At 67.3% G+C, this 19802-nt stretch carries 20 protein-coding genes; 12 read left to right on the top strand and 8 right to left on the bottom strand.

Annotated features, from left to right (window positions below; translation table 11 throughout):
• Positions 1–9: 9 nt before the first annotated feature.
• From F6B43_RS02835 to lnt, 6 genes are all read left to right on the top strand, one after another.
• Positions 10–1005 carry a helix-turn-helix transcriptional regulator gene (locus F6B43_RS02835; RefSeq protein ID WP_150447392.1) on the top strand — a complete coding sequence of 332 codons (996 nt, stop codon included), beginning with the start codon at positions 10–12 and terminating at the stop codon, positions 1003–1005.
• On the top strand, positions 1002–1964 hold the full coding sequence (locus F6B43_RS02830) for a helix-turn-helix transcriptional regulator (RefSeq protein ID WP_211367997.1): 963 nt from the start codon (positions 1002–1004) through the stop codon (positions 1962–1964). The genes F6B43_RS02835 and F6B43_RS02830 overlap by 4 nt, the downstream gene beginning before the upstream one ends.
• A 107-nt stretch (positions 1965–2071) precedes the next feature.
• Positions 2072–2341, top strand: a complete 270-nt coding sequence (tatA, locus tag F6B43_RS02825; protein ID WP_150447391.1) for a twin-arginine translocase TatA/TatE family subunit — start codon at positions 2072–2074, stop codon at positions 2339–2341.
• A 38-nt stretch (positions 2342–2379) separates the two neighbouring features.
• On the top strand, positions 2380–3162 hold the full coding sequence (gene tatC, locus F6B43_RS02820; RefSeq protein WP_246159759.1) for a twin-arginine translocase subunit TatC: 783 nt from the start codon (positions 2380–2382) through the stop codon (positions 3160–3162).
• Positions 3159–5687, top strand: coding sequence for a DEAD/DEAH box helicase (locus F6B43_RS02815; RefSeq protein ID WP_150447390.1), 2529 nt, complete (start codon positions 3159–3161; stop codon positions 5685–5687). Before tatC ends, F6B43_RS02815 begins: the two co-directional genes overlap by 4 nt.
• A gap of 14 nt (positions 5688–5701) precedes the next feature.
• Positions 5702–7282 carry an apolipoprotein N-acyltransferase gene (gene lnt, locus F6B43_RS02810; protein WP_150447389.1) on the top strand — a complete coding sequence of 527 codons (1581 nt, stop codon included), beginning with the start codon at positions 5702–5704 and terminating at the stop codon, positions 7280–7282.
• Positions 7283–7288: 6 nt separating this feature from the next.
• Here lnt and F6B43_RS02805 read toward each other — a convergent pair whose 3' ends face one another.
• The 4 genes from F6B43_RS02805 to F6B43_RS02790 form a co-directional block, all read right to left on the bottom strand.
• The gene (locus F6B43_RS02805; RefSeq protein WP_150447388.1) at positions 7289–7672 is read right to left on the bottom strand and encodes an RNA polymerase-binding protein RbpA; all 384 of its coding nucleotides are present in this window, start codon (positions 7670–7672) and stop codon (positions 7289–7291) included.
• 130 nt (positions 7673–7802) lie between these two features.
• A complete protein-coding gene (locus F6B43_RS02800) occupies positions 7803–8603 on the bottom strand; it encodes a glycerophosphodiester phosphodiesterase family protein (RefSeq protein ID WP_150447387.1) in 801 nt (266 codons plus the stop codon).
• Positions 8600–9565: an SPFH domain-containing protein gene (locus tag F6B43_RS02795; protein WP_150447386.1), complete on the bottom strand. Its 966-nt coding sequence runs from the start codon at positions 9563–9565 to the stop codon at positions 8600–8602. Before F6B43_RS02795 ends, F6B43_RS02800 begins: the two co-directional genes overlap by 4 nt.
• Complete coding sequence (locus tag F6B43_RS02790) at positions 9562–10077, bottom strand: NfeD family protein (RefSeq protein WP_150447385.1); 516 nt, start codon at positions 10075–10077, stop codon at positions 9562–9564. The genes F6B43_RS02795 and F6B43_RS02790 overlap by 4 nt, the downstream gene beginning before the upstream one ends.
• A 131-nt stretch (positions 10078–10208) precedes the next feature.
• On the opposite strand from F6B43_RS02790, the gene F6B43_RS02785 reads away from it, so the two are divergent.
• Together F6B43_RS02785 and F6B43_RS02780 are read left to right on the top strand one after the other, a co-directional pair.
• Positions 10209–10967 carry an SDR family oxidoreductase gene (locus F6B43_RS02785; RefSeq protein ID WP_150447384.1) on the top strand — a complete coding sequence of 253 codons (759 nt, stop codon included), beginning with the start codon at positions 10209–10211 and terminating at the stop codon, positions 10965–10967.
• On the top strand, positions 10967–12976 hold the full coding sequence (locus F6B43_RS02780; RefSeq protein ID WP_150447383.1) for a S9 family peptidase: 2010 nt from the start codon (positions 10967–10969) through the stop codon (positions 12974–12976). Before F6B43_RS02785 ends, F6B43_RS02780 begins: the two co-directional genes overlap by 1 nt.
• 65 nt (positions 12977–13041) lie before the next feature.
• Here the strand turns inward: F6B43_RS02780 and F6B43_RS02775 are convergent, their stop codons facing one another.
• The 4 genes from F6B43_RS02775 to F6B43_RS02760 form a co-directional block, all read right to left on the bottom strand.
• Positions 13042–13602, bottom strand: a complete 561-nt coding sequence (locus tag F6B43_RS02775; protein WP_150447382.1) for an HdeD family acid-resistance protein — start codon at positions 13600–13602, stop codon at positions 13042–13044.
• A gap of 109 nt (positions 13603–13711) precedes the next feature.
• The gene (locus tag F6B43_RS02770) at positions 13712–14632 is read right to left on the bottom strand and encodes an AEC family transporter (protein WP_150447381.1); all 921 of its coding nucleotides are present in this window, start codon (positions 14630–14632) and stop codon (positions 13712–13714) included.
• 636 nt (positions 14633–15268) lie between these two features.
• Complete coding sequence (locus F6B43_RS20090) at positions 15269–15499, bottom strand: PLDc N-terminal domain-containing protein (protein WP_150447380.1); 231 nt, start codon at positions 15497–15499, stop codon at positions 15269–15271.
• A 94-nt stretch (positions 15500–15593) separates the two neighbouring features.
• A complete protein-coding gene (locus F6B43_RS02760) occupies positions 15594–16496 on the bottom strand; it encodes a patatin-like phospholipase family protein (protein WP_150447379.1) in 903 nt (300 codons plus the stop codon).
• A gap of 208 nt (positions 16497–16704) precedes the next feature.
• Here F6B43_RS02760 and F6B43_RS02755 point away from each other — a divergent pair, with 208 nt between their 5' ends.
• The 4 genes from F6B43_RS02755 to F6B43_RS02740 all read left to right on the top strand — a co-directional run bounded on the left by F6B43_RS02755 (position 16705) and on the right by F6B43_RS02740 (position 19793).
• A complete protein-coding gene (locus F6B43_RS02755) occupies positions 16705–17304 on the top strand; it encodes a TetR/AcrR family transcriptional regulator (RefSeq protein ID WP_150447378.1) in 600 nt (199 codons plus the stop codon).
• Positions 17301–17792, top strand: a complete 492-nt coding sequence (locus F6B43_RS02750; protein ID WP_150447377.1) for an FBP domain-containing protein — start codon at positions 17301–17303, stop codon at positions 17790–17792. Before F6B43_RS02755 ends, F6B43_RS02750 begins: the two co-directional genes overlap by 4 nt.
• A gap of 62 nt (positions 17793–17854) precedes the next feature.
• A complete protein-coding gene (locus tag F6B43_RS02745; protein ID WP_150447376.1) occupies positions 17855–19177 on the top strand; it encodes an MFS transporter in 1323 nt (440 codons plus the stop codon).
• Between the two features lie 40 nt (positions 19178–19217).
• Entirely contained in the window at positions 19218–19793 is a 576-nt protein-coding gene (locus F6B43_RS02740; RefSeq protein ID WP_150447375.1) for a dihydrofolate reductase family protein, read from the top strand.
• Positions 19794–19802 lie beyond the last annotated feature (9 nt).

Raw genomic sequence — 19802 nt, 5'->3', positions numbered from 1 at the left:
AGGAGGACAGTGCCCGCGAACGCGCCAGCGAAGAACCCTCCTGAGGAGCGGCTCGTCAACCTTGTCGTCGCCCTGATGGCCACCGAGCAGGGTCTGACGAAAGACACCATCCTGACGTCGGTCGCCGGCTACCGCGAACAGTCCGACGCGGGGGCATCCAAAGACGCACTCGAGAAGATGTTCGAGCGCGACAAGGAGAGCCTGCGGGGGCTCGGTGTGCCGATCGAGACGATCGGCGACTGGGCTGATCCCGACGATCTGCGTGAGGCCCGCTATCGGGTGCCGACGGCGGAGTACGAGCTCCCCGAAGACATCGTGTTCACCCCGGCCGAGATCGCGCTGCTGACGCTCGCCGGCGGGGTGTGGAGCCAGAGCTCCATGTCGGCCGACGCGCGCAGCGGGCTTCGCAAGATCCGCGCACTCGGTATCACCGTCGACGAGCCGATCATCGGGTATTCGCCGAAGATCAGCGTGCGTGAACCCGCCTTCCCCGGGCTGCAACAGGCCATCGAGCAGACTCGTGTCGTCGCGTTCCGCTACCTCAAGCCCGGCGACCAGTCGCCACGGCTTCGTCGTTTCCAGCCCCTCGCGCTCGTGGAGTACGAGGCGCGGTGGCATGTCTACGGCGTCGACCTGGATGCGGCGGCCGATCGCACGTTCCTCCTCTCGCGCATCGTCGGAGATGTCGAGATCACGCGTCAGTCGTTCGATCGGTCCGCTCTCGATCACGCCGGGGACCGCGCGCTGGCGGGCCTCGAGCGGGTGGCAGAGAGGCAGCGCGCTCTGCTGGAGGTCGACCCGGGCACCGAGGCATCCCTTCGCCTGGGTCGGCGCGGAACGCCCGCGGAGCAGGGCATCCGGGTGCCGTACGTCGACGTTCACGTGTTCGCCGACGAGCTCGCCTCGTACGGCCCCGAGGTGCGCGTGGTCGAACCCCTCGATCTGCGTGCCGAGGTGATCGCCCGGCTCGCGGCGGCACGGGCGCTCAACGGGGAGCGCACGTGAGCGCCCGCAAACCGCTCGTCGCGACGGATCGGGCGGCGCTCATGCTGCAGCTCGTGCCGTACCTGATCGGCAAGGGTGAAGTGTCGATCGCCGAGGCGGCCGACGAATTCGACGTGACGCCCGCGCAGATGCGCTCGATGGTGGAGAAGCTCACCGTGATCGGCCTGCCCGGAGACGGCGGGTTCTGGCAGATGGCCAATGAGCTCTTCGACATCGATTGGGACCTCCTCGACGAACGCGATCTCATCGTGATCACGAACACGGTGGGACTGGAACGATCGCCCAAGCTCACGGCGCGCGAAGCGGCTGCCCTGCTGGCGGGACTCCAGCTCGCGCGAACGCTTCCGGGGTTCGGCGACAACGACCTGTTCGAAGGCCTGCTCGCAAAGCTCTCCCGCGGCGCATCGGGCACGCCGGTCGAGGTGATCGTCGCGCCCGGGCCCGTCGATGCCGTGCGCGATGCCGTTGCCGCCGCGCTCCGGCAGGGAGTGGCAGTGTCGTTCACCTACAAGGCGCCGGACGCCCCGCCCACCATCCGCACGGTCGACCCGGTCAAGGTGCACATCGCCAACGGACAGTGGTACTTACAGGGCTGGTGCCACCTCCGCCAGGCGATGCGCACGTTCCATCTCGACAGGGTGAGCCAACCCGAGCTCACTGATATACCGATCACGCACGGTCAGGAGCCGGTGCCTGCGCTGTTCGCGCCGGGCGAGGACGACATCGTCGCCCGCATCCGCTTTCCTGCCTCGGTCGCCCCTCTGCTCGGTGACTACCTGGATCGTGCGGAGGTGCAGACGGACGGCGAGCAGTCCATCGCGACGATGCGCGTCGCCGACGAGCACACGCTGCGGCGCCTCGCGGTGCGCTTCGGCGGCGATGTCGAGATCCTCGAGCCGGAAGGTGCACGGCGCGCCGCCGCGGCGTGGGCGGAGTCAGGCCTCGCGCAGTACCGCTGAGCGACCGCACCTTTGCGATTCCCCGGTATCTGCCATGGATGCTCGCGCTTCGGTCCCTTCCGCGGGTGGCGCGTTACACTGGGTTCACGCTCTCGGAAGGAACGACCATGTTGCAAGGACTTACAGGATGGCATTTCCTGATCATCCTCGCGGTGATCCTCCTCATCTTCGGTGCGGCCAAGCTGCCGGCGCTCGCCAAGAGCATGGGTCAGTCCGCCCGGGTTTTCAAGGGTGAGATGAAGGCCATGAAGGAAGAAGACGCCGCCGCCACCACGTCCGAGACGGTCGCGGCACCCGGCGTGGTGCCGGCGCCACCGGCGACGACGGTTGCGCCTGATGCTCCTGCCGCGCGCGGCAGCGTAGAACCCAAGTCCTGACCACCCTCGTGGCGACGCCAAAGACGTCGCGCCTCGGCATGCCCGACGCCCCTCGTCCCGAGAAGCGGATGTCGCTCGGGCAGCACCTCGTCGAGCTGCGCAAACGCCTGCTGATCAGTGCCATCGGTCTCGTCGTCGGCATGGTGATCGCATTCTTCTTCGCTGAGCCGATCATCAATCTGCTCACCGTTCCGATCAACGTGATCGCGGAGCGCACGGGCAAAGCCGTACTCAACTTCGATACCGTGACGGGCGCGTTCGATCTGCAGATCCGGATCGCTTTCGCCGTCGGACTCCTGATCTCGTCACCCGTCTGGCTTTCGCAGATCTGGCTGTTCATCTCGCCGGGCATGACCCGCAAAGAGGTGCGTTACACCGCGGGGTTCCTCGGCGCCGCCATCCCGCTGTTCTTCGCGGGCGCATACGCGGGCTGGCTCGTCATGCCGCACATCATCGAGCTCATGTCGAGCTTCGTGCCGGACGGTGCAGCGAACTTCTTCAAGTACGACTACTACTACGACTTCATCCTCAAGCTTCTGCTCGTCGTGGGGGTCGCGTTCGTCCTCCCCGTCTTCCTGGTCCTTCTGAACTTCGCCGGAATCATGAGCGGCATGGCGATCCTGAAGGGCTGGCGGGTCGCGATCCTCGCGATCGTCATCTTCACTGCCCTGGCGACCCCGGCCGCCGACGTCATCTCGATGTTCCTGCTCGCGATCCCGATGCTCGTCCTGTACTTCGCGGCCGTGGGCGTCGCGTTGATCTTCGACCGTCGGCGCAGCAGGAGAGATGCGGCGATCCTCTTGCCCGGGACTCCCGAGTGAGTGACCCCACCCCCGCGGAACGGTTCGCGAGGGCGAGGGAGAAGCGCGAGCATCCCCTCACGGCGGCCTTCGCGGCATCCCAACGCTTCGATCTCGACCCCTTCCAGATCGCGGGCTGTCAGGCGCTCGAGGACGGGCGCAGCGTACTGGTGGCGGCGCCGACGGGCGCGGGCAAGACGATCGTCGGAGAGTTCGCCATCCACCTGGCGATGCGCGAGCCCGCTGTCGCCGGGCACGGCGACAAGGCGTTCTACACGACGCCGATCAAAGCTCTTTCCAACCAGAAGTTCCACGAACTGCAGGACGTGTACGGGGCGGAGAACGTCGGACTCCTGACCGGTGACACGAACATCAACGGCAATGCCCGCATCGTCGTGATGACCACCGAGGTGCTCCGCAACATGCTCTACGCGGATTCGCCGGCCCTCAGGGGCCTCAGATTCGTCGTGATGGACGAGGTGCATTACCTTGCCGATCGCTTCCGCGGAGCGGTGTGGGAGGAGATCATCATCCACCTTCCCCCCCGGGTGCGTCTCGTGTCGCTGTCGGCCACCGTGTCCAATGCGGAGGAATTCGGCGACTGGCTCGACACCGTCCGCGGCGATACCGAGGTGATCGTCTCCGAGATCCGCCCGGTTCCCTTGGAGCAGCACGTGCTCGTGCGCGGCGACCTGCTCCCGCTCTTCGACGATCGCGCGGGGATCGCCACGGCCCAGGTGAACCAGGAGCTCATGCGCATCCGGTCGGTGAAGGGGCCGAACTTCGAGAACAACCGCCGTGCGCAAGAGATGCGCAGCTCGTCGGCGAGGAACGGCGGGCGCGCCGAGGCGAACGCACGATTCCCGGGCGGTGGGCGCCGTCCGCACAAGGGTGGCCAGCGCCCGGTGCGTTCGGCCAACGTGCAGCGGATCGAGCGGATCGATCGCCCCGACGTCGTGCGCCTTCTGGAACGCGCGAACCTGCTCCCGGCGATCTTCTTCATCTTCAGCCGGGTGGGCTGCGACGCCGCGGTGCAGCAGGTCCGGCGCTCGGGGGTGCGCCTCACGAGCGACCAGGAGCGCGCCGAGATCCGGGAGATCGTCGACGACCTGACTCGGACGCTCCTCGAGGAGGATCTCGCCGTCCTGGGGTACTGGGAGTGGCGCGAGAACCTGGAGCGCGGCGTGGCGTCGCACCACGCGGGACTGCTTCCCGCCTTCAAAGAGGTCGTCGAACAGCTCTTCCAGCGCAAGCTCGTCAAGGTCGTCTTCGCCACCGAGACGCTCGCCCTCGGGATCAACATGCCCGCGCGGACAGTGGTTCTGGAGAAGCTCGAGAAGTTCAACGGCGAAGCGCGCGTGGCGATCACCTCGGGCGAATACACGCAGCTCACCGGGCGGGCGGGGCGACGCGGCATCGACGTCGAAGGTCACGCGGTGATCCAATGGACCGAGAGTCTGGACCCGCAGCAGGTCGCCGCTCTCGCATCGAGACGCACCTATCCGCTGAACTCGAGCTTCCGTCCGACCTACAACATGGCAGTGAATCTGATCGACCAGTTCGGGCGTCCGCGATCGCGCGAGATCCTGGAGTCGTCGTTCGCCCAGTTCCAGGCCGACCGCGCCGTCGTCGGCCTCGCACGGCAAGTGCGCGAGGCCGAAGAGTCGCTGGCCGGCTACCAGAAATCGATGACGTGCGATCGTGGCGATTTCGCCGAGTACTCCGGCATCCGACGTGAACTGAGCGATCTGGAGAAGCTGAACCGCAAGGATGCGACGGCCAGTCGCGCGGCACGGGAGCAGCGCCAGCGGCACATCGCGACCCTCCGGCGACGGATGCAGAGACATCCGTGTCACGAATGCCCAGAGCGCGAGCAGCACGCGCGGTGGGCCGAGCGCTACTGGAAGCTCAAGCGGACCGTCGACCAGATGCGGCGTCAGATCGACACACGCACGGGCACCGTCGCCCGGATCTTCGATCGCGTCGTGGATGTGCTGACCGAGCTCGACTACGTCCAGGTCGACGATGCGGGAGCGACGAGCCTCACGCCGGCGGGTCGCACGATGCGTCGGATCTACGGCGAGCGCGACCTCCTGGTCGCAGAATCTCTGCGACGGGGGCTGTGGGACGAGCTGGATGCGGCGTCCCTGGCCGCCCTCGCCTGCTGCCTCGTGTACGAACCTCGGCGCGACGAGGCGGGTCCGGGGGAGCGGGGGCTCCCGCGGGGCGCGTTCCGCTCGGCGCTGGACGCGACGCAGGACCTCTGGCAGCGACTGGACGACCTGGAGCGTGACAACCGGCTGCCCGGCTCGGAGCCGGTCGCGATGGGTCTCGCGCAGGCGATGCACTCGTGGGCGCGCGGGGGCGCGCTGGATCGAGTTCTCATCGAGGCAGACATGGCCGCGGGCGACTTCGTGCGATGGACGAAGCAGACGATCGACCTTCTGGATCAGCTCTCGCTCGTCGCGGATGCGCGTCTGGCCGCCACTGCGCGCAAGGCGCTCGACGCCGTGCGTCGCGGGATCGTCGCCTACAGTTCCGTCTGACTTAGGGTTGTCGGGTGCCCCTCGCCGACGCTCCGAAGCCTCTCCTCCCGCTCTGGGCAGGCGTGCTCACCTCGGTGGCCGGAGGTCTGCTCCTCACGACCGCGTTCCCGGCGCTCGGCTGGTGGCCCATGGCGTTTCCCGCTGTCGTGCTCGCGCTCGTGGGGCTGATCGGCCGACGGCTGTGGTCGTCGGTGCTCGTCGGCTTCGCCTTCGGGGCGTCGTTCTTCTTCGTGAACCTCTACTTCACGGCCCGCTACCTCGGACCGGTTCCGTGGGTGGCGCTCTCGATGCTCGAGGCGCTCCTCACCGCGGCGGGCGCGGTGCCGATCGCGCTCGCCTACCGCTGGGTGCCGCGGATTCTGCGCTCGACCGCCGCGCGCCTCATCGTGCTCCCGATGCTGGTCGCGGGGCTCTGGACGATGCGCGAGCAGGTCATCGGCTCATGGCCGTACGGCGGCTTCCCGTGGGGCAGGATCGGGGTCACCCAGGTGAGCAGCCCGCTCGCCCACATCGTGTCGTGGGTGGGCATGTCGGGGCTCACGTTCCTGATGGTGCTGTTCTGCGCGGCAGCGATCGAGTACGTGCGACTGGGGCGCTTCCGCGCCCCGCTCACGGTCGTGCCCGCGGTTGCGGTCGCGGTCCTGCTTCTCGTCGTCCCGCAGTTCCCGACCACTGTCTCGGGGTCGCTGCGCGTGGGCGCTGTCCAGGGCAACGGCCCCGCCGGGTACTTCGATGTGCGCACGACCCAGAACGAGGTGCTTGCCGCGCAGCTCGAGGCCACGGAGCCGCTGATCGGCCAGCCGATGGACGTGCTGCTGTGGCCCGAGGGGGGCGTCGACTCCGATCCCACGACCAGCGCGACCACCGCCGTCGTGCTCAACGACCTCTCGAGCCGCGTCGGTGCACCCCTGATCGTCAGCGCCGTCACCGGGCGCGACGGGCTGTACTACAACTCGTCGCTGCTGTGGGAGTCCGGCGCGGGCGCCGTGCAGACGTATGACAAGCGGCATCCGGTCCCGTTCGGCGAGTACGTTCCGGACCGCGCGTTCTGGGAGCCGTTCGCGCCCGACCTGATCGGCCTGATCGGGCGCGAGTACACCCCGGGCACGGCGGCACCGTTCTTCGATCTGAACGGCGTCGGCGTCGGCCTCGCGATCTGCTTCGACGTCATCTACGACGACGTGATCTGGGACGGCGCGCAGGACGGCGCCGAGATCTACATGTTCCAGACCAACAACGCCGATTTCCGGGGCACGGACGAGAATCTGCAGCAGCTGGCGTTCGCGCGCATGCGCGCCATCGAGACCGGGCGCTCCGTGGTGAACCTCTCGACCGTGGGGACGAGCCAGGTGATCGCGGCGGACGGATCGACGATCGATGGGCTGCCCGCGGATGTCGCGGGCCAGATGCTCACCGACGTACCTCTGCGCACCGGGCTCACGCCCGCGGTCATGATCGGTCCGGCCGTGAAGATCGTGCTCGGGTGGGGCAGCATCCTCGCGCTGTCCGCCGTCGGGATCGGTGTCGCCATCACCCGCCGCCGCCACGCCGAGACGCCGGCCCCCGAAGGGACCGGCGTCTCGAAGAATGCGTGAGGCGCGTCAGGCGCTGATCTTCTGGCTGGCGACGTCTTCGCCGGCGCCACGACGGGCGCGAACGTAAGCAAGGCGCTCTTCCAGGAGCTCTTCGAGCTCGGGGAGGCTGCGCCGCTCGAGGAGCATGTCCCAGTGCGTGCGCGCCACCTTGTCTTCACTGTGGTCGACCGTGGCGGTGCCGTCTCCGATACGGAGGAGCGACTCGGAGCCGCATGTGCGGCACTCCCAGGCCTCGGGCACCTCGGCGTCCGCGGCGAATGTCATCGTCGTGTCACGCCCGCAGACGGTGCATCGGTATGTGTGCTGAGCTCGCTCATGGAACACGACGCCGTCTTCGCTTTGTAGGCTCTGGGCGCCGAGTCGGATGCCGCGCAAGCTGCGATCTGCCATTGTATGGTCCTCTCGTTGCTGTTCAGGTATAACGTCGCCACCTGAGCAGATCATCCGAACCACGCACCCTGTGGACTCATTCACAGTGGATGCACAGCGGGTGGCGCGTGGATGCGGCTCGCGGTGCCGACTAAGGGTGCCCGGGGGGACCGGCCAGTGCGCGAAGGGCGACATCGGCGCGATCGGTGACGATGCCGTCGACCCTCATCGACACCAGCCTGCGCATGTCGTCCGTGTCATTGATCGTCCACACGTGGACCTCCACGCCGTGGCGATGCGCGGCGTCCAGCAGTCGGGGAGTGACGACGCGCAGCCGACCCTGCCGCTCGGGCACCTGCAGAGCGTCGATGTCGCGCAGCGCTCGGCCGATCAGGCTCTTCGAACGGGTGGCGAGAGCCACGAGCAGTCGCGCGATGGTCGCGGTGCCGGCGGAAGTCGCGGGACGGATGCTGCTCCCTGCGCGCGCGGTGGCGTCCAGCGCCTCGCGGCGCCGTGCATCAGAGAAGCTCGTCAGCAGCACCCGGTGAGCCTGCGGTGCCACGATCCGACCCACTTCGCCGGCCGCGCCCTCGGCTTTCACATCGAGGTTGAATCGCACGGCGGGGAACGCGTCCAGCGCCTGGCGGAGCGTGATGAGGCCGCCCCGGTCGGCCATGAGCCGCTCCAGTTCGCGAAGAGACACGTCGGCGATCGCCCGAGGATCGCCGGTGACCCGAGTCAGATCAGGGTCGTGGAAGAGCACGACGACATCATCGGCGGTGAGGTGGCAGTCCGACTCGATGTAGGTCGCTCCGGCCGCGTGCGCGGCGGCGACCGCAGCGAACGAGTTCTCGGCAACGCCCTGGGCGGCAGCCGCAGGCGTCACGAGCCCGCGATGCGCGAGCACTCGCGGTGTCGCCGAACCGGCGAACCAGGGGTGCGCAGACGTCACTGGGCCGGTTGCGTGGGCTGTGCAGGTTCGGAGCGCGGGGGAGCGGGCGGACCTGACAGCGGTGCTTTGCCGGTGCCGACGAACCCGTTGGCGACATTCTTCAGCGCCTCGGTGAGTTCGCTGGGAATGATCCACAGCTTGCTCGACGCGCTCTCGGCGATCTTCGGCAGGGTCTGCAAGTACTGGTAGGCGAGCAGCTTCTCGTCGGGGTCGCCCGCGTGGATCGCGCTGAACACCGTCTGGATCGCCTCGGCCTCGCCCTGTGCCCGCAGCACCGCGGCGGCCTTGTCGCCCTCGGCGCGCAGGATCTCGGCCTGCCTCGCGCCCTCGGCGGTGAGGATCGCGGACTGCTTCGTTCCCTCGGCGGTCAGGATGAGAGCACGGCGGTCGCGCTCGGCGCGCATCTGCTTCTCCATCGAGTCCTGGATCGACAGCGGCGGGTCGATGGCCTTGATCTCGACGCGTCCGACGCGGATGCCCCATTTGCCGGTCGCCTCGTCGAGCACGATCCGCAGCTGGCCGTTGATCTCGTCGCGGCTGGTGAGGGCTTCCTCGAGGTTCAGCCCACCCACCACATTGCGCAGCGTGGTGGTGGTGAGCTGTTCAACCGCCCCGAGGTAGTTGCGGATCTCATAGGTGGCGGCACGAGCATCCGTCACCTGGAAGTAGATGACGGTGTCGATCGAGACGACCAGGTTGTCTTCCGTGATGACCGGCTGCGGCGGGAATGAGACGACCTGCTCACGCATGTCGATGAGGGGACGGACCCGGTCGATGAACGGAACGAGGAGGTTCAACCCCGGCATGAGGGTCTTGTGATACCGGCCGAGGCGCTCCACGACGCCTGCGGTGGCCTGCGGGATGATCCGGATCGACCGGATGATCACAACCAGCACGAAGATGAAGACGACCGCGGCGACCACCCAGCCGATGGTGGTCGGGATGATGGCGTCGGGATTCATGGAAGCGTCTCCTCGTGGGATGTGGCGTCGTGAGTCGGATCGTCGGGAGAAGTGAGGTCGCGGGAGGTCACGAATGCGGTCGCCCCGTCGATGCGGCTGACGCGGACGTGCATTCCTGGCTCGAGAGTCGCGCTGCCGTCGATCCGCGCGGTCCAGACATCGCCGTTTGACAGCTTGACCTGACCGCTCGTAGACGACACGGTCGAGGTCACTTGGCCTGCCAGGCCGATGAGCGCAGCGATATTGCTGAGCGCGGGATCTTCACCGCGGCGCAGCCGCTTGAGCAGCGGAGGGCGGAGGAACAGCACGAGGACGGCGGCCACGATCGCGGCGATGACGACCTGCAGCCACAGGGGCGCGCCGACCAGATCCGAGCCCAGTCCCGCGACACCACCGATGCTGAGCATCAGGAACGTGAAATCGAGGGTGAGCATTTCGATCACCAGAAAGACCAGGATGAGTACGAGCCACCCGATCCAGGCGAACTGCTCGATGGTCTGGATGAGATCCACGATTGCGCCTCCTCGTCCCTCTCGAACCTAGCACGGCAGGATCGGGGCGGCCCCGGCTTGGTAGGGTCGAGGGGCCGAGCGCGAGGCGACGAAGCCCTCCGCGCGTCCTCTCGAAATTCCTGGAGCCTCCTGTGTCTCAGACCCTTCCTCCCGGCTCGCTCGCGGGCAAGACCGCGCTCGTGACCGGCTCGTCGCGCGGAATCGGCGCCGATACCGTGCGCTACTTCGCCGAGGCCGGCGCGAACGTCGTGGTCAACTATCGCAACAAGGCTCCGCGCGCGGAGAAGCTCGGGGCGCAGCTGCGGGAGATGGGTGTCGAGGCGCTCGTCGTGGGTGCCGACCTCACCGACCCTGCGTCGGTGCAGGCGCTCTTCGCCGAAGTGGAGCGGGCGTTCGGGTCACTGGACATCCTGGTGCTCAATGCGTCGGGCGGGATGGAGTCCGGTATGGCGGAGGACTACGCGCTGACGCTGAATCGCGATGCGCAGGTGAGCGTGCTCCAGACCGCGTTGCCCCTGATGGGCGAAGGGTCTCGCGTCGTGTTCGTGACGAGTCATCAGGCTCACTTCATCCGCACCACCGCGACGATGCCCGAGTACGAACCCGTCGCCCGGTCCAAGCGGGCGGGCGAAGACGCTCTGCGGGAGCTGATCCCCGACCTCGCCGCCCGCGGCATCGGTTTCGTCGTCGTCTCGGGCGACATGATCGAGGGCACGATCACCGCGACGCTTCTGGAGCGCGCGAATCCAGGAGCGATCGCGGGTCGCCGTGAATCCGCCGGCCGTCTGTACAACGTGGGAGAGTTCGCCGCCGAAGTCGCTCTGGCGGCGGTCGATCCGGTTCCCGCGGACAACACTCGCCTGGTCGGAGATACGACGGACTTCGCCTGATGCGTGCGTCCGACATCGAGAAGCTGGTGGCGCTCTCACGCCCGAACCTCTCGCCCACGGGTGATTTCGTCGTGTTCGCCGCGTCGCGGCCCGACATCCGTGCGAACCAGAACGTCGGCCAGCTCTGGCGGCTCGACCTCGACGATCACTCGCCGGCGCCGCGCCGTCTCACCCGCGGTGCGGCCGACAGCGCGCCTCGTCTCTCGCCGGACGGGGCGGTCGTGGCGTTCCTTCGCGCCGATGCGAAGAAGCGAGCGCAGCTGCACGTCGTCGCCGCCCACGGCGGCGAACCGGTGCAGGTCACCGATCAGCCCCTCGGCGTCGGCTCATTCGCCTGGTCGCCGGACGGCGGGCGAATCGTCTTCACCGCGCGCGTGCCCGAGAGCGGGCGCTACGGCAGCATCGAGGGATTGGATGCCGCGGCAGAGGCCCCTCGTCGCGTGACCGGTGTGCGGTGGCACGCCAACGGGATCGGCTACACGCTCGACCGGCCCGCCCACGTGTTCGTGGTGGATGCTCCCGACCCGGGTGCCGAGCCGCTGTATGCAGCGGCTCCCGCAGTGCTCGCCGAGGGTGCGACCGCACCCGCAGCAGTGCGCGTGCCGGCCGCGCCGACCGCACTCACATCCGGCTCGCACGATCACGGGGGAGTGGTCTTCACCCGCGACGGCACGGAGGTGCTCACCACGGTGGACGAGGTCGAGCCGCTGCGACGCGACCTGCGTTCGCGGATCGTCGCAGTGCGGGTCGACGGAACGGGGGAGCGAGAGGTGCTCGGCCGCGAGGCGAACCTCTCGGTCGATGACGTCGCCGTCGCCGATGACGGGACGATCGCGATCCTCGCCGCCGACGTGGGACCGGAAGGAAGGGATTTCGTCGCTCCCGGGGTTGCTCTCTGGATCGTCGAGCCGAGCGGCCCGCGGAGGCTGACGGATCCGGAGGCTGCCGACCTCGGCGAAGCCGGCAGCCACATCACGCCGATCGGCACGCAGTTCCTCGTTCAGAACCGCACACGCGGACGCGTGCATCTGCTCTCGGTCGCCCGTGACGGCAGCACGACGGACGTGTCGACCGGAGACGTCGAGGTCACCGGCCACGACGCGGTGGCCCGCGCCGACTCGCCCGGCGGCGTGCGGGTCGTCGCCGCGCTGGCGGACGCGACATCGTTCGGCGATCTCGTCGTCGTCGGTGAGGGCATCCGCACGGACTTCGGTGGCGCGCTGCGCGACGCCGGACTCGTCGCCCCGCGCGAGATCGCGGTGGAGGGTCGCGACGGGTACCGCGTGCACGGCTGGGTTGCCGCGCCGGGGGGCGAGGGGCCGCATCCGGTGATCCTCATGATCCACGGCGGTCCATTCGCGAGCTACGGCATCCACCCGTTCGACGAGGTTCAGACGCTCGTCGACGCCGGATACGCGGTCGTCTACGGCAACCCCCGAGGATCAGCGGGCTACGGGCGCGCGCATGGGCGCAGCATCCGGCAGGCCATGGGTACTGTCGACTTCGCCGACGTGATCGATCTGCTCGAGGGCGCGATCGCCTCCGACGCGTCGCTCGACGGGTCGCGCGTCGGCGTGATGGGCGGATCGTACGGCGGGTACCTCACCGCATGGGTGATCGCACACGATCACCGCTTCGCCGGCGCGATCGTGGAGCGCGGGTTCCTCGACCCGGTGTCATTCCAAGGTACGAGTGACATCGGCTCGTTCTTCGGGGACGAGTATGTGGGGACGGATGCTGCGGCCATCGCGCGGCAGAGCCCGATGGCGGTCGTCGATCAGGTGACGACGCCGACCCTCGTCGTCCATTCCGAACTCGACTACCGCTGCCCGCTCGAACAGGCGACGCGGTACTACTCGGCGCTGAAGCGCTCCGGCACCGAGGCCGAGATGCTGATCTTCCCCGGTGAGAACCATGAGCTCTCGCGTGCCGGACAGCCCCGTCACCGTGTCGAGCGCATCGACGCGGTGCTCGATTGGTGGGCGCGGCGATTGCCCGTCGTCCGCTGAGTCCCCTCCAACAGAACGGCCCCCGGACGCGTCCGGGGGCCGTTCTGTTGCAGAGCGTCGGAGCGTCAGAGCGAGTCGATGCTCTTGAACGTGAAGGCGCGAACGATCTGGATGATGCCGAGCACGATCAGCGAGATGCCGATGAAGAGCCACAGGATCGCGATGTACAACGGCGAGAAGAGAAGAACGATACCGGCGATGATGCTGATGATCGCGAAGAAGACGGTCCACCCCTTCGATGCGGCGTCACCGAGTGTCGACAGCGAGACGATTCCTTCGACGATCCAGACGATACCGATGATGATGCCGAGGAAGATGGCGAGTGTCACGGTGGTGGCCGTGAGATTTGCGAACGCGATGATGCCCGCAATGATGAACAGGATTCCGAGCACGATGTGGCCGATGCGCGACCAGCCGCCCTTCGTCTTGGAGAAGATACCGAGTCCGGCATATACCAGTCCGGCGGCTATCGCGTAGATCGCGATGATCGCCGTGACCACCTGAGCGCTGTGCCCGGGCCAGACGAGGATGAGGATGCCGACGATGAGGGCGATGACGCCACCGATGCCGAGCGCCGTACGGATTCCGTTGACTGCCGACTTCTCGGCGGAGGATGCTGTGGACATGCGAGGTCCCTTTCTGGGAAATACCTGGGAGGCGGCTACAGCATAGTCCCGATCCTCGACGCGGTCATGGCAGTACACGCCGGAATGACGCGGGATGACGGGGGAGTGCTCAGCCGAGGACCGCGACGGCGATGAGCAGCACGGGGATGCATCCGATCGTGGTGAGGAAGATCGTGTCGCGCGAGATCAGCTCGCCGACGCCGAAGCGCTGCGAGTAGTTGAAGACGTTCTGGGCCGTGGGGAGAGCTGCCAGGACCACGACGATGAGCACATCGCCGGGAGAGAGATGGAAGGCGAACGCTCCCACCGCCCACGCGACGAGCGGCATGACGAGGAGCTTGAGCGCCGAAGCCATGATCACGTCTCTCCGGCGCCCGCCTGCACCCAGCACGCGCCGACCGTACAGCGACATCCCGTAGCTGATGAGCAGGACGGGAACGCAGGCGTTTGCGATGAGCTCGGCGGGCGCCATCACGATCGGCGGAAGGTCGAGTCCGGTGATCGACACGAGTGTCCCGAGGACGGAGCCGATCACGATGGGGTTCGACACCGTCCGCCGCAGGATGGGCAGGATGGCGCGTTGGCCGGAGGTCGCCGCATCCAGAACGGACATCGTGATCGGAGTGAACACGAGCAGCTGCATCAGGATGACGGGAGCGGGGAATGCCGCGCTGCCCAGGAGGTACAGCGACAGGGGGATGCCGATGTTGTTCGAGTTGACCTGCCCGGCCGAGAGTGCGCCGATCACCGTCTCGCCCACGGAGCGCTTCCATGCGAAGCGTGCGATGAGAACGTAGATGACGATCACCGAGATCGCGGCGATCGCCGAAACAGGCAGCAGCGCGGAGAACAGCGTGTGCACATCGGCCTGTGCGAGCACGACGAACAGCAGGAACGGCGACAGGACGTAGAAGGTGATCTTGCTCAGCACGGGAATCGCATGCGGACCGAGCAGGTCGATGCGCCCGAGGATGTAGCCGACGAGGATCGCGAGGCCGACCACCACGAATCCGGTCAGCGCATCGAACATGCTCCGAGCCTATGGCTGGCGTCAGGCTCGTACGTCCCGTCTCACCCCGTCGCTTCTTCGGAGATCTGCGGTTCTTCGGAGATCTGCAGTTCTTCGGATCAATCCGGCTCGGGTACCCCTCACCTGTGCAGATATCCGAAACTGTGATCACCGATAATGCACATTATGTCAGTTCGGATCGACGAATTACATCGACCTCCGCCACGTTGGCTGGTCCGCGGCAGTGCCAAGTATCCGATCCTCCCGCGACCAGAGAAATCGGATGCTGTTCCAAGAGCGGAACCAACTGGACAAACTGCAGCGTCAACGGTTGGTTCACTGGCGTGACATTGGCGTTCTACGCAGACATGAGGGTTGGCAGTCCTACCATCGGAGAGCCCGGACGCATCAACTCCTACTGGGCACCGACGGTCGGTTGCGTCCCGCCGCTGTCCTGCACGACCCCCACATTTGAACTCCTTCGATCCACACAATCTGGCATCTCCCCTGCTCAGGTGAACATCGTCACTACATGGAGCGGAATCGGCACCGGAACGACAAGGCTCGCACTCTATGTGAAGGACGGCGCGGCGTACACCAACTGACGGAAGGGGGTAGCGGGAGTCAGAGTCGCGCGCTCACGTCCCATCCGATGAGTCAGGCATCGCCAGCATTCTTGGACTGTGGGCGGCCGACGAACAGCCAGGCCGCAGCACCAAGGACCGGGAACGCAGCAATCGCAACTGTCCACACAGCCAATGCCAAAGGACGAAGGTGGTCCCGGCCCCGGAATAGAGACACGAGCGCAGTGAATGCGCAGATAGCGATGGCCGCTACGGTTATGGACCATGCCAGCGAGAATCCCGCAGGCAGGAGAGGATTGAGCATTACAGCATACTATCGCTTTGAGGAATCCTAGTATTCATCGCAAGCTGGTGTGTCACGGGGCTGGGTCTGATCCCCGTTGGGGGTGAAGCCGAGCTCACGGCCAGAACCCGGCCAGGTGCGGAGCGAGTGATCGGCCCTGTGCGTATCCCCCGCGGGCGGCGGGAAGCCGGGTGGCAGGATCCAGCGCATTCGCGGTGAACACGTCACCAGAACGCGAGTCGGGGTGCACGATCTCGACCTCGCTCCCGCCGTCACGAAGCTCGGCGACCTGGGTCGTCAGATCCATGCCCCACTCCCCCGGCGTCCGCGACCGACCGGCGAAGGGGTCGAGCACAACGACGCGCTGACATCCGGTCGCCAGGTCCGCGTTCGAGCTGCGGCGATATGCGCCGTTGATGTAGCGATCATCGCCGATCGGATAGGTCCCGCCGAACCCGTTACTCGTGCTGGCGGCGACGGCGTCGACCAGCTCGATCCCGCTCTGCCGGTCGAAGACCACGGGCTCAGCAGTCCGTGCGTCGACGGCCGTGATGAGGACCCGCTGCTCGGGCCACTCATGTCGGGCGAGTCGCGCCGCGACGATGTCGCGCCAACGATTCGGGTGGGCGGGCACGTCTCGTTCCCGTGCGGCCGCGCACATCCGTCGGCGCCAGTCTGCAGCATCCGTGCTTGCGGCGATGATCTGCTCCGACCAATCCACGGAGGCGGGGCCCGCGAGGTGAGCCGGCCGGGATCGGCCGCTCCCCTGGGCTGCCGGTGAAGGCGTGAGTATCGCGGCGAGCAACTCGGTGAGCGGTACGCCGCTCGTGATCTGGGCGGCGGTCGTCGACCCTGCGGAGGTGCCGATGACGACATCGGCACGCGTGAGATCGACGCCGCCTTCGAGGAGACCGGCGACGACACCGATCTGCCAAGCGTTGCCCGCCGCTCCGGCGCCGGCCAATACCAGGGCTGTCGACGCAGCAGTTGTTGCGGAGGAGAGAAGTGAATGGTTCATTCGGCACCCTTATGGGATAGGGGCGCTCCCCGCGACGCGTGCGTCAGTCGCGCGATCGTGAACTCGAAAGGGCGCCCGTCATGGGCATTGTGCGCATCGGGCTCACCTCCTCGAATCGTGCCACGTTCGACCGTCACGATATCGCCGCCGAACGCACGTCGCAACCGAATACCTATAGATGTTCACCTATAGGTATTAGGCTATCGATATGGATCGGATAGCCCTCACCTCCGCGGCGGTGATCGCCGAGGCCGCCCTCCTCGCAGACCGGCACGGATTCGGTGCGGTATCGCTGTCGGAAGTCGCGCGTCGCCTCGGGGTCAAGACGCCGAGCCTCTATTCGCACGTCCGCGATCTCGCGGCCCTGCACGATGGGATCACCGCACTCGCTCTCGAGGAGATGGCGGATCGCGTCTCGACGGCGATCGCCGGTCGGTCGCAAGGTGACGCCCTGCGCGCCTACGCGGACGTGCTGCGCGGATACGCCCAGGAATCCCCCGGCCGATGGGACTCGCTGCAGCGGAGAACAGGCATGGGTGCGGTCGACTCGAGCGCGGCCCGCTCATTCGTCGCGCTCACGGATGCGGTGCTCCGGGGTTACGGCCTCTCCCCCGTCGCTCGGGTCCACGCGACGCGCATGCTCGGGAGCACGATCAACGGTTTCATCGCACTGGAGCGCATCGGCAGCTTCGACCATCGCGACCCCGCGCCCGAGACGTCGTGGGCCATCGCCCTCGACTCGCTGCACGTGATCTTCACCGAATGGTCACGGGCCGCTCCCCCGCACGCTGAGGACACTCCGACATGAACCCCCTCTCCGAAACGCTCATCCGCGGCGCGTTCGTCAATGCGTCCGTCCGCGAACGCAAGGCGATCTCGATGCCCACAGATCTGGACGAGCTCTCGTGGGATCGCCTGTCGTACCTCGGGTGGCGTGACGCCAAGTCGCCGCAGTTCGGCTACGCCGTGGTCGAGATCGATGAAGAGCCGTTCGGCGTCATCCTGCGCGCCACCGATGCGAAGTTGCGCGCCCGTGCGCAGTGCTCCTGGTGCGAAGACGTCACGCTCCCCAACGACGTCGTCTTCTACAGTGCGAAGCGCGGCGGAGCCGCGGGTCGCAGGGGTGACACAGTCGGAACACTGGCGTGCGCGAACTTCGAGTGTTCCGCGAACGCCCGCAAGCTCCCCCCGATGGCCTACCTGGGCTTCGACGCGGAGGCGGCGCGGGATCGGCGGATCGAGGCCCTCGGCGAGCATGTCCGCGCCTTCGTGCGCCTCGTGCGGGACGGCGACTGATCCGAGCCCCTGGCACCGGACGATAGTCTGGGGGTGCTCCCCTCCCCCGATCCCGGATCGCCGTGACTATTCCCATACGCACGTCTCCGTCGTGGCGGGCGTGGCTCATCTGGGGAGTCGCGGTAGCGGCCTACGTGCTGGCGGTGACGAACCGCACGTCGCTGGCTGCGGTCGGTGTCGACACCGCCGACCGTTTCCACGTGGATGCCTCGACCCTGTCGCTGTTCGCGGTGCTCCAGCTGGGCGTTTACGGGTTCATGCAGATTCCGGTCGGCGTCTGGCTCGACCGTGTGGGCGCGCGCCCCATCATCACCCTCGGGATGGTGCTGATGGCCACAGGTCAACTCGTCATCGCCTTCTCTCCGAACGTCGGCGTCGCGATCGTCGCACGCATGCTGATCGGTGCGGGCGACGCCGCGGTTTTCCCGAGCGTTCTGCGGGTGATCGCGACGTGGTTCCCCTCGCAGCGCGCCCCGATCATGGTGCAGGTGACCGGGATCTTCGGTCAGCTCGGGCAGATCATCGCGATCATCCCGCTCGCCGCGCTGCTGCACGCCACGTCGTGGTCGATCACGTTCGGCAGCATCGCCGGGCTGGGCCTTCTGTTCGCGGTCCTCGTCTTCGGCGTGATCCGCAATCACCCGCCGGATCGCGCGTCGGATGTCTCGGTCAACACCGATACCGGCGCGGTCCGCGTGGTCACCTCCGCGATCGACAATCGCGTGGGGATCCGAGCGGCGTGGTCGCATCCAGGGACTCGCCTCGCGTTCTGGTCGCATTTCACGACCCCGTTCGCCGGCACCGCGTTCGTCATGCTCTGGGGAATCCCGTTCCTGACGGCGGGCGAAGGGCGCACCCAGGCGGAGGCTGCCGGGATCACGACCGTGCTCGTGCTCACGAGCATCGCGATCAGCCCCGTCATGGGGGCGCTTTCCACGCGCATTCCCCACATGCGCTCCCGCGCGCTCGTGCTCCCGACGATCGGCGTGCAGATGGTGGCGTGGCTCGTCGTGATCGCATGGCCCGGGCCCGCTCCGCTCTGGCTGCTGTTCGTGCTGGCCATCGCCCTGGCCACGGGCGGCCCCGCATCCATGATCGCGTTCGACCACGCGCGCACGCACAACCCGAGTCATCGCCTCAGCACCGCTACGGGCATCACGAACGTTGGCGGGTTCCTCGCCGGTCTGATCGCGATCTTCTTGATCGGTCTGGCGCTGGATCTGCAGGGCGCCGGAACGCCCGGCACCTTCACGCTGGAGGCGTTCCGGCTCGCGTTCCTCACCCAGGTCCCGCTCTGGCTCGTCGGTTCCTTCTTCATCGTGCGCGAGCGCAAGCGCACGCGCATCAGGCTCGGGCTGGACCAGCCGCGCCGCCCACGTCGCTGAACCGGTACGCATGTCGGATGCTGTGGCTACCGTGGCAGCCATGCCTCGCACGATCTTCTACACGGCGACGACGCTCAACGGCTTCCTCGCCGACGATTCGGACTCGCTCGACTGGCTGTTCCGTGTGCCGGGCGGCGAGAGCGCGGAGACGGGCGACACCGGCTTCGCCGACTTCCTCGCGAACGTCGGCGTCATTGTCGAGGGCTCAACGACCTACGAGTGGGTCGTCGCGCACGAGCGGCTGACCGAGCATCCCGAGAAATGGCAAGAGTTCTACGGCGCACGGCCCACCTTCGTCTTCACGACTCGCGATCTCCCGCGTGTCGCCGGCGCCGACGTCCGGTTCGTCCGCGGCTCGGTAGACGAACACTGGGATGAGATCGCAGCGGCCGCAGGTCACCGCGACGTGTGGCTCGTGGGCGGCGGCGATCTGGTGGGTCAGTTCGCGGACGCGGGGCGTCTCGACGAGCTGCGGGTGTCGGTTGCCCCCGTCACGCTCGTCTCGGGTCGTCCGCTTCTCCCCCGGCGGATCGAGTCGAATCGGCTGCGCCTCGAATCCGTGGATCGCACCGGTCAATTCGCGAGGCTCGTCTACTCGGTCGCCCCACCCGCCTGACCTGCCGAG

The sequence above is a fragment of the Microbacterium rhizomatis genome, assembly GCF_008710745.1.
In the GTDB taxonomy this organism is placed as follows: Bacteria; Actinomycetota; Actinomycetes; order Actinomycetales; family Microbacteriaceae; genus Microbacterium; species Microbacterium rhizomatis.
This window is presented reverse-complemented; position numbering and strand designations above follow the sequence as displayed.

Coding starts and splice junctions, on each gene's coding strand:
- tatA (WP_150447391.1), top strand. CDS start 2,072: ATGTTGCAAGGACTTACAGGATGGCATTTCCTGATCATCCTCGCGGTG.
- tatC (WP_246159759.1), top strand. CDS start 2,380: ATGCCCGACGCCCCTCGTCCCGAGAAGCGGATGTCGCTCGGGCAGCAC.
- F6B43_RS02805 (WP_150447388.1), bottom strand. CDS start 7,672: ATGGCAGATCGCAGCTTGCGCGGCATCCGACTCGGCGCCCAGAGCCTA.
- F6B43_RS02795 (WP_150447386.1), bottom strand. CDS start 9,565: ATGAATCCCGACGCCATCATCCCGACCACCATCGGCTGGGTGGTCGCC.
- F6B43_RS02780 (WP_150447383.1), top strand. CDS start 10,967: ATGCGTGCGTCCGACATCGAGAAGCTGGTGGCGCTCTCACGCCCGAAC.
- F6B43_RS02775 (WP_150447382.1), bottom strand. CDS start 13,602: ATGTCCACAGCATCCTCCGCCGAGAAGTCGGCAGTCAACGGAATCCGT.
- F6B43_RS02770 (WP_150447381.1), bottom strand. CDS start 14,632: ATGTTCGATGCGCTGACCGGATTCGTGGTGGTCGGCCTCGCGATCCTC.
- F6B43_RS20090 (WP_150447380.1), bottom strand. CDS start 15,499: ATGCTCAATCCTCTCCTGCCTGCGGGATTCTCGCTGGCATGGTCCATA.
- F6B43_RS02760 (WP_150447379.1), bottom strand. CDS start 16,496: ATGAACCATTCACTTCTCTCCTCCGCAACAACTGCTGCGTCGACAGCC.
- F6B43_RS02755 (WP_150447378.1), top strand. CDS start 16,705: ATGGATCGGATAGCCCTCACCTCCGCGGCGGTGATCGCCGAGGCCGCC.
- F6B43_RS02750 (WP_150447377.1), top strand. CDS start 17,301: ATGAACCCCCTCTCCGAAACGCTCATCCGCGGCGCGTTCGTCAATGCG.
- F6B43_RS02740 (WP_150447375.1), top strand. CDS start 19,218: ATGCCTCGCACGATCTTCTACACGGCGACGACGCTCAACGGCTTCCTC.